The sequence below is a fragment of the Vibrio harveyi genome (genome assembly GCF_030060435.1).
GTDB classification, from domain to species: Bacteria; Pseudomonadota; Gammaproteobacteria; order Enterobacterales; family Vibrionaceae; genus Vibrio; species Vibrio harveyi.
This window is the reverse complement of record NZ_CP125875.1, coordinates 1,680,167-1,698,067: the sequence shown is the minus strand read 5'-3', so window position 1 is coordinate 1,698,067 and position 17,901 is coordinate 1,680,167. Positions and strand designations below refer to the sequence as shown.

At 44.0% G+C, this 17,901-nt stretch carries 15 protein-coding genes; 5 read left to right on the top strand and 10 right to left on the bottom strand.

The window, feature by feature from the left end; translation table 11 throughout:
• Positions 1–26: 26 nt before the first annotated feature.
• On the top strand, positions 27–1,229 hold the full coding sequence (gene fabV, locus QMY49_RS08205) for an enoyl-ACP reductase FabV (RefSeq protein WP_005444550.1): 1,203 nt from the start codon (positions 27–29) through the stop codon (positions 1,227–1,229).
• A gap of 113 nt (positions 1,230–1,342) precedes the next feature.
• Here the strand turns inward: fabV and QMY49_RS08200 are convergent, their stop codons facing one another.
• Together QMY49_RS08200 and QMY49_RS08195 are read right to left on the bottom strand one after the other, a co-directional pair.
• The gene (locus tag QMY49_RS08200) at positions 1,343–3,025 is read right to left on the bottom strand and encodes an aspartate:alanine antiporter (protein ID WP_005444545.1); all 1,683 of its coding nucleotides are present in this window, start codon (positions 3,023–3,025) and stop codon (positions 1,343–1,345) included.
• 181 nt (positions 3,026–3,206) lie between these two features.
• Entirely contained in the window at positions 3,207–3,473 is a 267-nt protein-coding gene (locus tag QMY49_RS08195; RefSeq protein ID WP_005428550.1) for a GrxA family glutaredoxin, read from the bottom strand.
• A gap of 360 nt (positions 3,474–3,833) precedes the next feature.
• Here QMY49_RS08195 and QMY49_RS08190 point away from each other — a divergent pair, with 360 nt between their 5' ends.
• Positions 3,834–5,072 carry an iron-containing alcohol dehydrogenase gene (locus QMY49_RS08190; RefSeq protein ID WP_283313985.1) on the top strand — a complete coding sequence of 413 codons (1,239 nt, stop codon included), beginning with the start codon at positions 3,834–3,836 and terminating at the stop codon, positions 5,070–5,072.
• Positions 5,073–5,151: 79 nt separating this feature from the next.
• Here the strand turns inward: QMY49_RS08190 and QMY49_RS08185 are convergent, their stop codons facing one another.
• The 5 genes from QMY49_RS08185 to QMY49_RS08165 all read right to left on the bottom strand — a co-directional run bounded on the left by QMY49_RS08185 (position 5,152) and on the right by QMY49_RS08165 (position 10,742).
• Positions 5,152–6,006 (bottom strand): MurR/RpiR family transcriptional regulator, encoded by an 855-nt coding sequence (locus QMY49_RS08185; protein WP_005444542.1) that lies wholly within the window; start codon positions 6,004–6,006, stop codon positions 5,152–5,154.
• Between the two features lie 311 nt (positions 6,007–6,317).
• The gene (gene panP, locus QMY49_RS08180; RefSeq protein WP_050903952.1) at positions 6,318–7,964 is read right to left on the bottom strand and encodes a pyridoxal-dependent aspartate 1-decarboxylase PanP; all 1,647 of its coding nucleotides are present in this window, start codon (positions 7,962–7,964) and stop codon (positions 6,318–6,320) included.
• Between the two features lie 121 nt (positions 7,965–8,085).
• Entirely contained in the window at positions 8,086–8,598 is a 513-nt protein-coding gene (locus QMY49_RS08175) for a hypothetical protein (protein WP_005444538.1), read from the bottom strand.
• 211 nt (positions 8,599–8,809) lie between these two features.
• The gene (locus tag QMY49_RS08170; RefSeq protein ID WP_005444536.1) at positions 8,810–9,715 is read right to left on the bottom strand and encodes a LysO family transporter; all 906 of its coding nucleotides are present in this window, start codon (positions 9,713–9,715) and stop codon (positions 8,810–8,812) included.
• Between the two features lie 106 nt (positions 9,716–9,821).
• Positions 9,822–10,742: an HDOD domain-containing protein gene (locus tag QMY49_RS08165; protein WP_005444535.1), complete on the bottom strand. Its 921-nt coding sequence runs from the start codon at positions 10,740–10,742 to the stop codon at positions 9,822–9,824.
• Positions 10,743–11,112: 370 nt separating this feature from the next.
• Here QMY49_RS08165 and QMY49_RS08160 point away from each other — a divergent pair, with 370 nt between their 5' ends.
• Positions 11,113–11,700, top strand: a complete 588-nt coding sequence (locus QMY49_RS08160; RefSeq protein WP_005444533.1) for a TfoX/Sxy family DNA transformation protein — start codon at positions 11,113–11,115, stop codon at positions 11,698–11,700.
• Positions 11,701–11,910: 210 nt separating this feature from the next.
• Here the strand turns inward: QMY49_RS08160 and QMY49_RS08155 are convergent, their stop codons facing one another.
• The 3 genes from QMY49_RS08155 to QMY49_RS08145 form a co-directional block, all read right to left on the bottom strand.
• A complete protein-coding gene (locus QMY49_RS08155; protein ID WP_005442235.1) occupies positions 11,911–12,459 on the bottom strand; it encodes a hypothetical protein in 549 nt (182 codons plus the stop codon).
• Positions 12,460–12,666: 207 nt separating this feature from the next.
• Entirely contained in the window at positions 12,667–13,164 is a 498-nt protein-coding gene (locus QMY49_RS08150) for a response regulator (protein WP_009698122.1), read from the bottom strand.
• Positions 13,161–15,101, bottom strand: a complete 1,941-nt coding sequence (locus QMY49_RS08145) for an ATP-binding protein (RefSeq protein WP_009698121.1) — start codon at positions 15,099–15,101, stop codon at positions 13,161–13,163. The genes QMY49_RS08150 and QMY49_RS08145 overlap by 4 nt, the downstream gene beginning before the upstream one ends.
• A 185-nt stretch (positions 15,102–15,286) precedes the next feature.
• On the opposite strand from QMY49_RS08145, the gene QMY49_RS08140 reads away from it, so the two are divergent.
• Both QMY49_RS08140 and serC read left to right on the top strand, forming a co-directional pair.
• Positions 15,287–16,549, top strand: coding sequence for a DUF945 family protein (locus tag QMY49_RS08140; protein ID WP_187992333.1), 1,263 nt, complete (start codon positions 15,287–15,289; stop codon positions 16,547–16,549).
• A gap of 131 nt (positions 16,550–16,680) precedes the next feature.
• On the top strand, positions 16,681–17,775 hold the full coding sequence (serC, locus tag QMY49_RS08135; RefSeq protein ID WP_187992332.1) for a 3-phosphoserine/phosphohydroxythreonine transaminase: 1,095 nt from the start codon (positions 16,681–16,683) through the stop codon (positions 17,773–17,775).
• The last annotated feature ends 126 nt before the right edge of the window (positions 17,776–17,901 follow it).

The following is a 17,901-nucleotide window of genomic DNA, read 5'->3' as shown; positions in this document are numbered from 1 at the left end:
GCAACGTTTTTTAAAGGAAGTTGAATATGATCATCAAACCTAGAATTCGTGGATTTATCTGTACTACTACGCACCCAGTGGGTTGTGAAGCTAACGTAAAAGAACAAATTGCTTACACTAAAGCGCAAGGTCCAATTAAAAACGCGCCAAAACGCGTTCTTGTTGTGGGTGCATCAAGTGGCTACGGTCTATCTTCTCGTATCGCTGCGGCATTTGGTGGCGGCGCTTCAACTATTGGTGTTTTCTTCGAAAAAGAAGGCACAGAGAAGAAGCCAGGTACAGCAGGTTTTTACAATGCGGCTGCTTTCGAGAAGCTAGCTCGTGAAGAGGGTCTGTACGCGAAAAGCCTAAACGGCGACGCTTTCTCAAATGAAGCAAAACAGAAAACAATCGATCTGATCAAAGAAGACCTTGGTCAGGTGGATATGGTGGTTTACTCACTGGCTTCTCCAGTACGTAAAATGCCAGAAACGGGTGAACTGATCCGTTCAGCACTTAAGCCTATCGGTGAAACTTACACGTCGACTGCTGTTGATACCAACAAAGATGTAATCATCGAAGCAAGCGTAGAGCCTGCTACTGAGCAAGAAATCCAAGACACAGTAACCGTAATGGGCGGTGAAGACTGGGAACTATGGATTAATGCACTATCAGAAGCTGGCGTTCTAGCAGATGGCTGCAAAACTGTGGCGTACAGCTACATCGGTACAGAGCTGACTTGGCCGATCTACTGGGATGGTGCTCTAGGTAAAGCGAAAATGGACCTAGACCGCGCAGCAGCAGCACTTAACGAGAAACTATCAACAACAGGCGGTAGCGCAAACGTAGCGGTACTTAAGTCTGTTGTGACTCAAGCAAGTTCTGCAATTCCTGTCATGCCTCTTTACATCGCGATGGTGTTCAAGAAAATGCGTGAAGAAGGCGTACACGAAGGTTGTATGGAGCAAATCTTCCGTATGTTCAGCCAACGTCTTTACAAAGAAGACGGCAGCGCAGCAGAAGTAGATGAAGTAAACCGTCTGCGTCTGGATGACTGGGAACTACGTGAAGATATCCAGCAACACTGCCGAGATCTATGGCCACAAATTACCTCTGAAAACCTAAAAGAGCTGACTGACTACGTTGAGTACAAAGAAGAGTTCTTGAAGCTATTCGGCTTTGGTGTTGACGGTGTGGATTACGAAGCAGACGTTAACCCAGCAGTAGAAACAGATTTCACTCAAATCTAATCGTTTCTAACGGTATTAAAAAGGCGCTCATTGAGCGCCTTTTTTGTGTCTTGAATCTCTGTGCTGAATAATGAGCGCTGCTTGAACACACCTGAAAAGCGTGCTCAAAGAGATTAACTCAAAATAATCAGAATCGTACCGGCTAAAGTCATTAAGATATTGGCAATCGCGTAGGTACCCGCGTAGCCAAGGGCAGGAATAGTCGACTTTGCGTATTCGTTCACTACGTCCATTGCTGGTGCACACGTACGAGCACCGATGATGGCACCAAAGAGTAGAGCACGGTTCATCTTAAGTACGTAAGCGCCAACTAGGTACGCGAGCACGACAGGCACAACACTAACGATAAATGCCAAACCGATGATTTGTGGACCCACTTGAGTTAAGTGTTCAAACATCTTGCCACCGGCGCTTAAGCCGATGCCAACCATAAAGAACATTAAACCTAAGTCTTTGACCATATTCAATGCCCCTTGCGGTACATAACCGAAAGTAGGGTGGTTCGCTCGTAGGAAGCCCAGCGTGATGCCTGAAAGCAACAGGCCAACTGCGTTACCTAGGCTGAATGACACTTGACCAAACGTCATGGTCACCAAACCAAACATAATACCTAGAATGAAGAAGCTACAGAATGCGAGCAAGTCTGCCATCTGGCTGTGGATCGAGATGAAACCGATTTTCTCAGCGAGACCATGAACACGACTCTTCTCTCCACTTACTTGGAGCACATCACCTTTGGCTAGAACAATGTCCAAGTCCATTGGCATTTCAATTTGAGCACGCACTACGCGGTTCAAGAAACAGCCGAATTCCGATAGATTCAAATCAGATAGGCGCTTACCAGCAATTGCATCACTTTTAACCACGATCTCTTCTTCGACGATTCGAAGGTCCAGCAAGTTACGGTCGAATACTTCTTTACCGTTGCGAAAGCTTGGATCAAGACGTGCATGGCTATCTGGGAAGCCTACCAATGCGATTTCGTCACCTTCTTGTAGGATTGCATCACCGTCTGGGTGAGCAAGGATACCATTACGGCGAATACGCTCTATGTAGCAGCCTGTTTGGCGGTAAATGCCCAACTCACGAAGGTTCTTACCATCTGTCCAGTCAATTAGCTCAGGACCAACGCGGTACGCACGGATGATTGGCAAGTAGACCTTACGTTGGCTAGAGTTACCCAATCCACGTTCTTGCGCAATTTGCTGAGCTGAATCGGATAGATTCTGCTTTTGCAGTTTTGGCAACAGTTTGGCGAACATGATCATACTGATCAAACCCACCAAATAAGCCATCGCATAACCAACCGATAGATTTTCTAATACCAAAGAAAAATCCATGTTTCGTGGGATGGTTGCAAGACCAGAATTCAACGCATCTTGTGCGCCCACCAATACAGGCGTAGCGGTGAGAGCGCCGGCCATCATACCCGCAGATAAACCAAAATCGAGTCCCATATAATGGCTACAGAAATAGGTTAGCCCTACCGCTGAGACTAATACGGTCATGCTCAAAATAAAATAATGTTTACCGTCGCGGAAAAATATGCCGAAAAAGTTTGGACCAGCTTCAATACCTACACAGTAGATAAATAGCATAAAGCCGATGGTTAGGGCTTCTGCGTTAAAGGAGAAACCAAGATGACCCATAACAAGAGAAGTAATGAGGACGCCTATGGAGTTACCTAACTGTAGGTTTCCAAAGCGAATTTTACCAATGGCAAGACCAATTGCTAATACGACGAAGATTAGAAGAATAGGGTTTTGTTCAAGAAGGTGTACGACGTCTATGTTCACTGTGTGGCTCGGTAAAGTGTGTGCCAAATAAAAGATTAAGAATTGCGAATTGTAACTAAATATAGCAAAAAGATAAGTGAATTTTTTTAGGTTTTACTATTACTTGACGTAAGGGAATAACAAATTGAATAAACAATAAAAAAGCCGCTAATAGCGGCTTTTAAAAATTCAGTAATTTGGATTACTCGTCGAATAGACCTAGGTGCTCTTTTGCGTAAGCTTCAAAATCATCACAACCACCAATGTGTGTTTGGTCGATGAAGATTTGAGGAACAGTTTCTACTGGCTTACCAACTGTTTTCTCTAGGTCAGCTTTAGAAATACCTTCAGCGTGGATGTCTACGTAACGGTAGTTGAAGTCATCACGTTTTGCTTTAAGTGTTTCTGCGTGCTCTTTCGCGCGAACACAGAATGGGCAAGCTGGGCGACCAAAGATAACTACGAACATAATCTTATTTCTCCTAAAATCTATTCTTTTTGAAAGCACAACTAGACTTCATGTCGGTACATGCTTTCGTTTCTTGAGACAACTATGCCCGATCCAGATACGGAAATAAAGCAGCATTTACCTCTTGTCTCGATAGGCGAAATCTATCGTATAAAAACTAAACACGCACTAAGCTTAAAGCCATGAAAAGTCACTTTTTAGAATGATTCTTAACCGCAAAAGCACATGACGTAAGTATGTGAAGTGACGCATAAAAACACACTTTTTGAAGGGTTAATGGCGGCAAGGTGCACTTGGTCAACTTTTTTTGGTGGAAAGCATAGCACTCTAGTGTGAGTTGTTGTTTTGGGGAGGAAGTGTATGTTTCAGTTTATGACTGCGACACGGATTATCTTCGGCGAGGGAGCACTCCAATCTTCGCTGTCTGTAATCAATCAATTTGGCTACAGCGTTTTACTGGTGACTGGTAAAGATACGCAACGTGCCACACCTATCATTAATTATCTAAAAGCGCAGAACATGCGTTATCAGCACGTTGCCATCAATGGTGAACCTAATATCACAATGGTAGAAGAAACCGCAGTGCTTGGACGTAAGTTCCAACCTGATATGGTTATCGCGATTGGAGGGGGTAGTGTCATTGACATGGGCAAAGCGCTTGCGGCGATCATACCTAACCAAGGTGACGTCTATGACTACGTCGAAGTCGTTGGAAGAAACGTTCCTTTGAAAACCAAGCCGATTCATTTTATTGCTATTCCTACGACAGCAAGCACAGGGTCAGAGGTAACCAGAAATGCTGTGCTTAAATCGGGGCAAGACCAAGTGAAAGTAAGCTTAAGAAGCCCGGAAATGCTCGCAGACGTTGCGATTGTTGATCCAACCTTAACCTATGGTACTGATCAGTATACTTCTGGTCGTGGCGCGATGGATGCGTTTACTCACCTTATGGAAGCCTACGTTTGTGGTGATCCAAATCCTCTTACCGATATGGTGTGTGAAGAAGGTTTACGTCGCTTAAGCCGCTCAGTAATTGCAGGGTGTAAACAAGACAGTCACAAAGCCAGATCAGACCTTTCTTTTGCGGCACTTTTAGGCGGAATGGCAATCACAAATGCCAAGCTCGGCGCTGCGCATGGTTTAGCTTCCGCATTGGGAGGCAAGCTTGATGCGCCTCATAGTGTGATTACTGCACGTCTGGCTCCGCATGTGATGCAAGAGAATATCAATGCGGCAAAGCAAGCAGGACGAAGTGATGTGATCAGTCGTTATAAGCGTTTAGCGCAATTAGTGACGGACCGAACTAATGCCAATGAGCACGATGGCGTGCTTTGGGTGAAAATGGTGTTAGATAAGATAGCGCTACCTCAGTTAGGTAAGTTTGGAGTATGCCAAACTTCTTTTGAGCAAGTTGCGGATGATGCTTTGAAGTCAGTAGCAATCAAAGGCAACCCCTTACCCCTTACGCAGGATCGGTTGGTGTACATTCTTCGTCAAGTCTGTGATTGTAGCGATGCGTGTGTAGGAGAGAGTTCGCATCACGTAAGTTCAGTAGAAGTGCTGGAGTCTCGCTCTGATCTATCGGATGTGAATCAATAGAAATACGACCTGAACAGATACGAAAAGGGGAGCTATTTAGCTCCCCTTTCTATTTTTTATTACAGACTAAGTCGATTCGTTAGTATTGACTTAGCTTATCGTAGCGGCTGTCTTTCAATGCGTCTTTTACTCGCTTTAGGTTTTCACGGAAGCCAGTACCACGGCGCAGCGTGAAGCCTGTTGCTAGGACATCGATAACCGTCATTTGTACTACGCGACTTGCCATTGGCATATACACGTCGGTATCTTCTGGCACGTCTAGTGTAATAGCCAGTGAACTCGCTTTCTCTAGTGGTGAGTCTTTTGCTGTGATTGCAATAACGGTTGCACCGTTTTCACGTGCAAGGTTCGCAATCTCAACTTGGCTCTTAGTACGACCTGTGTGAGAAATCAGAACGATAACGTCATTGTCGCTACAGTTAATGCAGCTCATGCGTTGCATTACGATATCTTCAAAACAAGTAATAGGAATGTTGAAGCGGATAAACTTGTTTTGAGCGTCGCGTGCGACAGAAGAAGAAGCACCTAGACCGAAGAATGAGATGCGCTTCGCTTGAGTCAGGAGATCAACTGCACGATTAACTTGCATCGCATCAAGGCTGTTTTTTGCGACATCTAAACACGCCATTGTCGATTCGAAAATCTTGTGCGTGTAGGCATCAGGACCATCGTCTTCTTCCACATTACGGTTAACGTAAGGCGTACCATTGGCAAGGCTTTGCGCAAGGTGAAGTTTAAAATCTGGGAAACCTTTGGTATCCAGACGACGACAGAAACGGTTAACAGTAGGCTCACTCACGTCAGCCATTTTAGCTAACGTTGCAATGCTTGAATGAATTGCAGTTTGTGGAGACGCCATAATCACTTCCGCAACTTTGCGCTCTGACTTACTGAAATTCTCCAGATTTTTTTGAATTTTTTCTAATGTATTCATAGTGTTCACGAGGGTATAGAGAACAACTCGCTGGCTCTGCTAACGAATGGAAACCCAAAGGCTTCTCGGTCTAGAGGGGCGTTAACGAAAACTACCAGCGCCATAAATTCAGTATAAACCCGATCCTCAATCTGGCTAAACCAAATACGGTTACTATTTCGTGAGAATTTGACAAGCCTCAAACAAAATGTTGTAAAAACTACAGAATTGGATGTGGGAACGATGGTTTGTTGCTCTAGTGGCACAATAATGATGATTGAGTTACATCAAAAAGAAAGAAATTTTCAATTTGATGTAACTCACATTGGCGCTTAAGAATTGAGAATGTCGTCGACAGTTTCTTCAATTTTTGCCATTAAGCTTGGGGCTTGTTGAGCAATTTCGCGCTGCTCGTCCAATACCGCACTTAGAATGTCATTGGTCGTCAATGGGTTCGCTAACACAACACGGAATACAATGGTGTTCATGCGTTGCCATTGGTCTGGGTTCAGTCGAGTACGTGACACAAAGGACTTACCTGTTTCACGCTGGCGCTTTTGGATAAACTGAGTTAGTTGGTTGAGTAACTCATTCAGTTTCTCTTTCTGCGTACCTTGTGCTTTCTCTAATGCTGCGCGCATATTGGTTGGCAAATAACGGTAAGTCAGCAGACAAAGCTCAGGCTCAGACACTAACTCAAAGTCCTCTTGCTCGTTAATAAGATCAGCGAAGTAGCGCGCTTTGGCGATACTCTGGTCAATCAGCAGTTCATAACCAGGTCGGCTAATGATATGCATTGCCGCGTAAACCAACATCGCCATACCGGAGCGAGAGCCCTCAAGGGTGTGGCTACCTAGGTCTTTTGAGCCCTTACGCAAAATGTATTGTGCGTGGTGCTCGATTGACTTCATCGCATCTGGGTCTTTAAACAGAACCATACCTGCACCCATAGGGATGTAGAGTTGTTTATGCGCGTCAATCGTCACAGAATCTGCAAGTTCGACCCCACCAAGTAGGTGACGATGATTGTTCGACATCAGTGTCGCACCACCCCATGCTGCATCCACATGGAAGTGACAATCGTGTTCAGCACACACTTCAGCGATTTGAGGAAGCGGGTCAACGCTACCGGTTTCTGTCGTACCAGCAACACCAACCACCGCAATAGGCTTGATATTTTGCGACTCAAGTTCCGCAATTTTTGCTTTCAAGTCATCAACGATAATGCGGTTGTTTGCGTCTGTTTTGACGGCAACTAATCCTTCTTGACCAAGCCCAAGTACGTCGGCAGCTTTCTTCAGTGAGTAATGCCCACGCTCAGAAACCAGAATTGCGAGTCCTTCATAGCCATAATGTTTCATGGCTTTGAACAGACCTTCTTTTTCTACCCCTTTGAATGCGCCATCTGCTCTTAGTGCTTTATTGCGAGCAACCCAAAGCGCAGTAATGTTCGCGATGGTACCGCCAGAACAAAATGCACCGAGAGAGTGCTTCGCGCTGTGCATCCACTTACGGTAGAACTTGTCGTCCTGACCATAAATAAGGCGATGCAGCATACCAAGTACTTGGCGTTCAAGTGGTGTGAATGCTTTCGAAGTTTCAATCTTTACCAAGTTTTGGTTCAAGGCGATCATGATCTTCGACAGCGGCATTAAGAAATACGGCAGGGCAGAAGTCATGTGACCAATAAAGCTTGGCGCAGAGGTATGAACCGAGTGAGATACCAAGGTATCTAGTAGGTGCTCGGTATGGTCTGACACGAACTCTGGTTGCTCAGGAATCTGAGCAGAAGAAAAGTCTTTCTCAATTTCACGTAAAGGCTTTTCTTCTGCCACGATGTGTTCACGAAGAAATTTGTTCAAGTTCTGGGAGAGACTCTCGTCGATTTTGGTCAACGTAGAATCTGGACCTTCAGGAATTGTGAAGATCTTTAACAAGCTCTCGAAGCTAACGTCAGCGGTTTTTTGTTCCTTAACCATAGCAAAGAATCTTTGTAGTTATTTTGGTAATGCGAGCGGCACAATCTAAACCAAAACGGGCGCAAAGTCCCGTTTTAATTATTGAAACCCATGTTGCTAAAATGAAATTCTAGGGCGAGGTTTATTCACACTTCTGCTTTTCAATCTTAGCAATTGATTGATTGTACTTATTAAGCGCAGAATCGATCTGTTTTGGGTGGCTCAATAAGTCAGCAAATGCAGAACGTAGGTCATAGTTCTTTGGATGGTTCGCCGATTGACGATCACTAAACGTTTTTTGTGCAGCTTGACCGAGCTCATCACTGCGTGTTGCAAGCTGCTTCACATCGTGTTGTTCTAGCTTGAGCCACGCTTCAACAGGTTGCTCTGTAGCAACACGGCTAGGATCATTTTTCAGGAAGTAATGTACCGCTTCACGGTTTAATTCAAAGTGGTGTTGGCGACCTTCTAAGAACCATTGACTTACTTCTTTCAAATCTGGGTATTGAGTAACGGTTAGGTCTACAAGGTCTTGATACCACTGTAAAGAGGCGTCTATATAACCGTCGTATTTGTTTGCAAGACATTGCTGGTCAGCAGCAAAGGTAAAAGTTGAGCTTGTAGCGAGGAGCGCTGCAACGACAAAGCGTTTCATTGTTATTCCTTTTTGGTTGAATTCCCTTTGTAACCCCAATAGGCACTATGCCTTGCCTGTCACTGATTACCGATCCAAGAGTTTAAAAATCAAAGGGCTCGATAACTAAGCGGTAATCCAGAAAATTCTCTTTGAATTGAGCATTTTGAGGTTACGTGGGTATTTGAATTTTTGCCGTATTGTAATGGATGTTAATGAATATTCCTGAGATCTAGCTAGCAAGAGACACAAAGAAAAGCATCATGACAGGCACCAATAAGCTCAAAATAAAACCACTTACGATCGCGACAGGCACACATCGAACACCCCCAGTTGTCTGGATGACTGGCAGGGTAAAGTCCATTGCTGTTGCTCCTGCGTAACCAATGGCTGTTGAAGGGTAGGTGCGAATAAACAATGGAATAGCAACTAATGCGACCAACTCACGCATCAATTCAATCAAGAAGGAAGCGCCGCCAAAAATGGGACCAAATGCATCACCCATCAAGATGCCAGCTAACGAATACCAACCAAAGCCAGAAGACATTGCCAGCGCTTGGTAGAGTGGTAAATCCAAGATCACTGAGGCAATTGCACCACCGAGCATACAAGTTGCAATAATGACTGTCGCAATCGCCATGCCTTGTTTGTTCAACAGAATCTGCTTAAGGGTTAAGCCGCTATTACGCAATTGAATGCCAATAAAGAACAGTAGAAGAAATAAAATCCATTCGCTCGCTGTATCCACCCAAGAAAGACCAATTGGCAAGATCAAACCGGCAATCAAACCACCACCAACGACGACAACAAGCTTGATTGATTCTAATGCCATAGAAGACAGTGGGAGTTTTTTCTGGTTTTGGTCGGTTTGCAAAGGAAGCAGTTTATCGACTAGCGGCAAGGCAAGTAGGTTACAAGCGCCCAAACAGACGAAGAAAGTACCAGCGTAAAGCAAGATGGTTTGCAAGTTGCTGCCGAGGTTGTCGAGTGCAGCAAGGCTTAAACCCATCAAGGAGAGAATGACGTAAATCAGGTATGAGGTCGACTTGTTGATTTTTTCAAGTACCGACGCCTGAGAAATTGGAATTAAGTAGCCCACCACCAATGGGGCAAAGATAAATAGCATCCCTGAGAACATAAAACTCAATGATTCCTTTATGAGGTAAGCAAAATACGTAGCCACGCATAAACAGCTCAGAATACTATCTGATGCTTAGCGTGGCTTAAAATGAAGTATTGAGAGATTAAAGACCGCTTGCGCTTAGAACTTCTTTAATTTCACAATGGAAGTCAGTATCACTCATATTGCTCAACTCGTACAAGATTTCTGCACCCGTTAAATTGAATTCCACTTCATGATCTTCAATGCGTTCATCTTGGTTACGGAACATTAATAAGTGGTTTGCGATACGAGCAATATCTAGGTAGCTGACTTCTGGGCGCGATGCTTCATATTTTTCATTCGATGAAACCTCACGGAAATCATTGTCAAAACCCCACTTCTCCAATACTAATTTGCTTGTCGCAGAACAGCGCGTTTGGAATATTTGTAGTGCAATATCTGCATCTAAGTAATTACCACGATCAAGATATAAGTGGTATTCGTTGATGAGACAGAACAGACCAATATCCGCCAACAAACCTACTAATAGCGCTTTTTCTTGCTCTAGGTGACCGTATGTCGCTGGTTCATGCTTACGGAACTCTTGTACAACCAATACCATGGTTGCGCCTAGCTCACGAGAAACCGCGGCACTTTTCACCAATATACTATTGCAGTCTTTAGAAAGGTTGACCGAATGCTTTAACTGTTCAATTGCTTGAGCTGTGACGATATCCCTCACTCGTAAAATGCCTAAGCGAGATACCGCTGTTGTTAGGTCATTACAGGTAATATTACGGCGATTAAAAATCACGGAATTCGCGACGCGAACCACAACCGCAGCAAGACTAGGATCTTCTAGTAACGCATTTGCGACGTCGGAAATCGTGGTGTTTTCTTCTGTGCAGAGTTGCTGGATTTTAAGTACGACATCAGGGATAGGAGGAAGGGAGATTTTCCCGGTAGAAATTGATTGTTCTACTAGGTGAGCGAACTCAGATTCGAGTGCTTTTATAAGCTTATCTTTATTATTTGGTAGCCAAAAAAATGATAGATGTTCCATTATGACGTTGTGCTAGAGAGCTTTCGTACAGTGTACCTCCACACTATGTTGCTTATCAATTAAATACCTATTTCACGTTCGCAATTGCCGCATTTATCACCATGATGTTTGATTTTTGGCAGTTGCTGTGTCAAAAAAACATCGCTTAAGGATGAGTAAATGTGAAACTAATCACGTATGTGAAATTTGTAGTTCGGCAACTGTGACATAGATCCTAACTTATTTTTCAACGTTAAGTATGATTAAGACAGTTGGTGAGCGCAATTCACAAAAATATCGCCAACATATCGACAATTTATAATTCGCTATAAGCTGCTGTTCATCTGGTGACATCGCTAATCGGGGTAATTTATTCCAATTACAGAGGTCAATGGACATGACAGACCAAGCTTTTTTTAACTATGTAAGCAATTTTAGTGAGTACCAAAAACGTTCAATGTTTGGCGGGATTGGTTTATTCAGCAACGACGCAATGTTCGCACTAGTAAGTAACGACTGTTGTTATTTACGTGGTGGTAATGGGTTAGATGAAGAATTTACTCAACTAAACTGTGAAAAATATAAGCACGTCAAAAAACAAACGACGGCAACCGTTAACTACTATGATGTAACCGATCTATTTGACTCAGGTTTTGCGGGTCTAGACGCGTTGTTACAAAAATCGATTGAATGTTCTATTAAGGAACGTAAATACCAAAAGTCTTCAGCCAGTAGACGTTTGCGTGACCTACCCAATATGCAGTTGACGCTAGAGCGTATGGTCAAAAAAGCAGGTATTGATGACGTAGAAACGTTTTTGGAACTAGGACCAGTAGAAGTATTTAATAAAGTAAGAGTGACATACGGTAGTGATGTTGATGTAAAGCTTCTATGGAAGTTTGCTGGCGCCACTGATGGTATTCACTGGAAACTGCTCCAAGAACCACGCAAGAAACAACTGCTGGCAATGTGTGAATAAATCGCTTTAGTTTCACGATGATTGACTCGTTTAGGATGAAGTTAGCGAGTCATAAAAGGTGAGTGTTGAAAGCGACAAAAGGAAGTTGATGCTTTTGGCCACTTCATTTGAGTTAGTCATTGCAACAAGACAGTTTGTAGATACAAAAAAACCGAGGTAAATGCCTCGGTTTTTTAGTTCATACTTTAAGAAAGTACGCTCAGTAGGCGTTTAGAACTTAAAGCGAGTAGTGAACATTACTTGATCACCGTAGAAGTCGTTGATACGCGCTTCAGCACCCAGAGAGAATAGCTCTGTAGAGTGGAAACGAGCGTAAACAGAACCGATCCAATCGTCATCGTTGTCGATAGAAACGTAACCCGCTTTACCACCAACTTCTAGTTGAGGACCAAGCCATTGGCGCACGCCTAAGTTAAGTTCCATACCAACGTCAGTGCTGCTTGAGTTTGACGGCTGTACAACGCGCATTAGCATTGCACCCGTTAGGTCAGCCCAGTTGTTTAGTGGTGAGTGGAAACCAAAACCTGCTGCTGAATCGAAATCACCATCAAACTCAGAGTCGATGCGCGCGATTACGTGTGCATTTGGGTGGATTGATTTGCTGAAACCAGCACCGAACGTTACTGGGCTAGCACCAATGCGAGCTTCCATGTAGTCGTAGCTAAAGTTGCTCATTGTTGCTGGAGCGTTGTAGTCGTTCGCAGCTAGAGCTTGGCTTGATGCCAACAAAAGGGCAGCGGCTAATAGTGTTTTACGCATAACTAACGATAAACCTTGTCTTATAGTTCCATGGATCCAAGTAACCACTTGAACCGTAATCTGATTTGTTCGACATCATAATAAAAACGAAGGTCTACGACCAACAAAAATGTGTCGATGTTTTGTCAAATGACTCATTGTGCCGTTTTATCAGCAAAAAACGCGCCATGTTGATGACGAATATGACTTGTTTTTCTATCCCAGCTCTCATTCACCAAAGCTTGCACGTCGTTGTGCCATCGCGTTGAGGATTGCCTCTGCGTCTAGGATGGATGTCCACGATAATAAGTTGTCATCATTTTCTATCATAAAAGCAGTCAGTTGCGAAACAATAGCGTCTCTGAGCTCTTCACCTTTCCAAGGCTTGGCGATGTAGTAATCGAGGCTCGCATGATTGATTGCTTCAACGGTGTCTTCTAAGCCAGCTTGACCCGTTAAGAGCAGCTTGCGAGATGATTTAGTGTCACCATTTTGACTGAGTTCGATTAAAAAGCTGATGCCAGTTTGCTCCGGCATGATGTGGTCACACAGAATCAAGGCAAGCTGAATACCGTCTTCCGCCATTTCTTCAATCACCTGTTTTGCTTCCGTGACAGATTCCGCACCCTCAACAACGAAATTTTCTTCGAATGGCATCAAATCCTGAAGGACACTATCTAAGACTTCTCTTTCATCATCCACACATAAAATCAGATATTTAGTCATACTTCATCTCCTTCTTGAGTGATAGGTAACCAGACGGTCATGCAAGTGAAGTGGTTGAGCTCAGATTCCACCTCTATCCAGCCTTTATGGCTTGCCATAATCTGTTGGCAGATAGACAGTCCGATACCTAAACCGAAATTACCTTCTTTCTTGGTTGTAAAGTTGAGTTCAAAAATGGCTTTTTGTTGCGATTCGGGGATGCCACATCCGTTGTCTGTAAACGAAATTACGGCATACTTTTGTTGGTTTTTTTCTACCAAACGAGATTGAATTGTGAGTTCGCCTTTATCAGGAAAGGCATCAATGGCGTTGGAAATTAGATTCGTCCAAACTTGCTGTAAAGCAATGGGTTGGCAGAGTGTATTAGGAAGTTCTGCGTAGTTTGTTGTGACCTTATGCATCTTGAGTTTGTTCTCAAAGATCACCAACGTATCTTCTATGCCTTCATGTAAGTTGGCAAAGTGTAAACCTTCGTCGTCTGAGCGTGCGTAGCCTTTTAAGCTTTTTACCATATCAGCGATGCGAGCTGCGCAAACATTGATTGAGCGAAGTGATGCGCCGACTTGATGATATTGTTCTAACGTGCCAAGTGAATCCAATGAGTCGGCGTTTTGACGGTTAAGTTGTGCAACCAAAGTTTGGTCGCCCTCAAGCCCTAGATTAACGACTTTCTTTGCTAATGTTCTGTCGGGAAGGCTGGAACTCAATTGTTTTACTCGCTCTCTGAGTTCTGCGGTCGAAGCCGGTTTGGCGCTTTGAGCTCTTGTCAGTAAACCAATGCCTTTTTCTTGAACCTCGTAACTAGGTAGCTGAGTGAGTAGGTTTTCAAGTGTCAGAGTTAGGTTTTCTACCCCTCGCAAGATAGCTGCAATGGGGTTGTTTAATTCGTGTGCGACACCCGCAACAAGTTGACCCAGCATCGCCATTTTTTCGCGTTCGATGAGTTGCTGGTGGGCGGACTCCAATGATTCCAATGTTTTTTGCAGTTGCAACTTAGTGTTGATACTGCGTTGCAATCGTCGGTTGAAATGACGTAGCAACAAGTTGGTAAACAGAGGTAGTAAGTTAGAATCACCTTGCATCACCTTACGGAAGACATTTCTGTCAAGCTTGATGACTTCCGTTTTTGTTAGGGTGAGTGCAGTTGAAAACGAACTCTCTCCAGTGACAAATGACATGCCGCCGACAATGTTTCCTTTTGAATGGCGCACCACTTCACGTTGCATGCCAAGTTCATCACGTTTGTAGAGCGCTACCTCACCACTGGTAATAAACCACAAGAAACTGTTTGGCTCGCCTTCAATCGTAAGTAGGTGTTCAGGAGAGTAGGTACGGCAAGCCTTGGTATCGTCATTTTGTTCAAAGAAGTGTTGCAACGCCGTGATGACTTGTTCTGCGAGTTCCCCATCAGAGAGGGCGTGGTAGTCGTTCAAGAACCCTGCTTGATAGTTGCTCATCTGATTTTCGATGTGAGCGCGCAGCAATTTATGCTGGTCGAGGATTTGGCTGTAGTTGAGCAAGTCTTCTCTATCATGACGGAGAATGAACTGGGTCAGTTCTTTTTGCGCCGTATTGAACAGGACCTTATCCGGAAGAGGCTTGGTTAAGCAGTGATCGAGGCGTCCTTCATTGACGGCGGTTAAAATGGCCTCAATATCGGACGAGCAGCTAATAAGGATTTTGCGAGCTTGCTCAGTGTGTGGCTTGCGGTCGAGACCGATGAGGAAGTCAACGCCATTAAAATGTGCATGATGGCTCGCAATAACCAGCGCAACCTTTTGTTCTCTTTCTTCAAGGTATTCGAGAGCGCTCTGCGCTTCTTCTATCGATTCTACAGAGAGAATATCAAACTTGCTCGAAAAGGCAGACAACTCCAGTCGAAACTGTTCGGCACTGATTGGATTGTTGTCGAGGCACAATACGGCGTAACGGTTCACAGTGGTTTGAGCTCCGGTTAAAACTTGGCACCAACAACATATCAATTAAATATAGAAATGGTTGAGAGCTGAGTATTGTTCTCGATTAATGAACTAAAATAACCATCAATAGTCTGATATATCTCAATGTTTTATCCGCTTTGGGTTTGGGTTAGACTGAGCACAAATACTCAATAAGTGACGTTATGGAAAATCTTAAAAAAATCGGTGCCATTGGTGGCGCTATTTCTCTTGCGCTGTGTTGGCCGTTAGCAGTTGGTCAGATTGGTCAAACTATCATTGAAGATGGCATCGCCAATATGAACGATGAAATGGTCAAAGGTGAAATTGTGGAATATGACCGCGGTTACCTGTCTTCGGTCGTTCTGACGCGTTACACCGTTGTCGACCCAGAAATCAAAGCGCAGCTTGAGCGTGATGGTCTTCCGACAGCTTTTGATGTGACCAGCGACGTAACACATGGTTTAACGAGCTTAAGTGCAGATTCTAAACTCGTTGACGCGGACTTCCTACCGTTGACGATGCACAGTAAAACTCAGCTCAACGGAAACACGGATTTCACGCTTAACCTAGCAAGTTGGAATTACCAAAACGACGCTCAAGGTATGCACCTTTCATCTAGTCCTGCGCAAGTTAAAGGTAATGTGACTGTGCTGGGTGATTTAAACTACCAAGTGTCGATTCCTTCGGTACAAATCGACTTTGAAAATGGTGAAGAGATTCATCTAACAGAGCTGAAAGGTGAAGGTAAAGGTAAGCAAGCAAAAGGATACTGGCTAGGGGAGCAGTCTTTCTCTCTACAAAAATTGGATATTGTTGATGCGCAACTTGCCCCTATGTTCCTAATCGAGAACGCAAGCTACAGTGGCAATACGTCCCTGAATGAATCTGGCGACAAACTGAACACCAAGTTGGTATTAGACGCTAAGCAAATGCGTTTAACGGATGGTACAGACGTTGATAACTTCAAGCTTGATTTCGCTATCGGTGATATTGACAGCCAGTCGTTCGATCAAATTATGTCGATTTACCAAAGTTCACCAATGCTAGATGAGCAAGAGATTCAAAAGCTGTTGCCGCATATTGATACTTTGTTTAGCAAAGGCTTTAACCTATCAGTCAACGAGCTATCTCTCGCATTTGGAGACGGCAAATTCCGTAATGAATGGCAATTATCCGTGCCGGAAGGTACCGACCACATCACGCAAGACCCGATGAAGCTAATGACAGCGACAAAAGGCTCGCTGAATACTTACTTCTCTGATGAGTTGGTGGATCTGTACCCATTCATTCAAGAAGGCGTTGACGAGTTGATGGTGATGGAACTTATTGAGAAAAAAGACAAGGGCTATGAACTAAAAGCACAAATTTCTGATGGGAAATTGAAGTTCGAAAATGGACAAGAATTTCCTTTAATCGCACTGCTTATGCCTGCATTGATGCAATAGAGAAGTTTACAAAGTAAGTTTTTAGCTTTTCCGGTTTAAAAAGAGGTCGTAAGACCTCTTTTCTTGTTTTTATCCCTGCAAAAACGTGATATTAATTTCGTAATCTTTACTTAGCAGGAGCAATGAGCATCATGGAACAAAATACGGACAACGTATTTAACTTCAGTGCAGGGCCTGCAGGTCTGCCAAAAGCAGTCATGCAGCAAGCACAAAAGGAGCTAATCAACTGGCAAGGTCTTGGGACTTCAGTGATGGAAATCAGTCACCGAAGCAAAGAGTTCATTAAGGTTGCAGAAGAAGCAGAGCAAGACCTTCGTGATCTTTTAAATATCCCAGACAACTATAAAGTATTGTTTTGCCAAGGTGGTGCTCGTGCTCAATTTGCCGCTGTTCCACTAAACCTATTAGGTAGCGCGGAAACTGCGACTTACATTGATGGTGGTTACTGGGCAGAAAGCGCAGTAGCGGAAGCGAAAAAGTACTGTGAACCTGACGTGTTCAACGCAAAAACGGTGATTGACGGTAAAGCGGCAGTTCTACCTGCAACAGAATGGAAAATTTCGCCAGATGCGGCTTACGTCCATTTTTGCCCGAACGAGACCATTGATGGTATTGAAATCAACGATCTGCCAGTAACGGATAAACCAATTGTTGCAGATATGTCTTCGACCATTCTTTCTCGTGAAATTGATGTTTCTCAATACGGTGTCATTTACGCTGGTGCACAAAAGAATATTGGTCCATCAGGCATTGCAATTGCGATTGTTCGTGACGATCTTCTTGGTTTGGCGAAAGAAGTGCTACCGAGTATTCTTGACTACAAAGTGTTGGCAGAAAAAGAGTCGATGTTCAACACGCCTCCTACATTCGCTTGGTACTTATCAGGTCTAGTGTTTAAGTGGTTAAAAGAGCAAGGTGGCGTAAAAGCGATTGAGCAAGTAAACCGTGAAAAAGCAGCATTGCTATACGATTACATCGATCAGTCTGATTTCTACCGTAACGGAGTGCACACTGCGAACCGTTCTCTGATGAACGTACCGTTCCAACTAGCAAAACCAGAACTTGATGGCACATTCCTAGAGTTGGCAGATGCAAAAGGACTGAAGGCACTAAAAGGTCACCGTGCCGTTGGTGGTATGCGTGCATCAATTTACAACGCGATGCCGCTTGAAGGAGTGCAAGCTCTCGTGGACTTTATGCGTGAGTTCGAGCAAGAGTACGCTTAATCACTAACTGTGATATAATCTTTGAAAGCGTCGCAATTGCGGCGCTTTTTGCTTTCTATGGTAGGGTGAACCACCAATGGAAGCACCCGCACATTTCCTGTCGGCGCTTTTGAATAAGCACCAGTC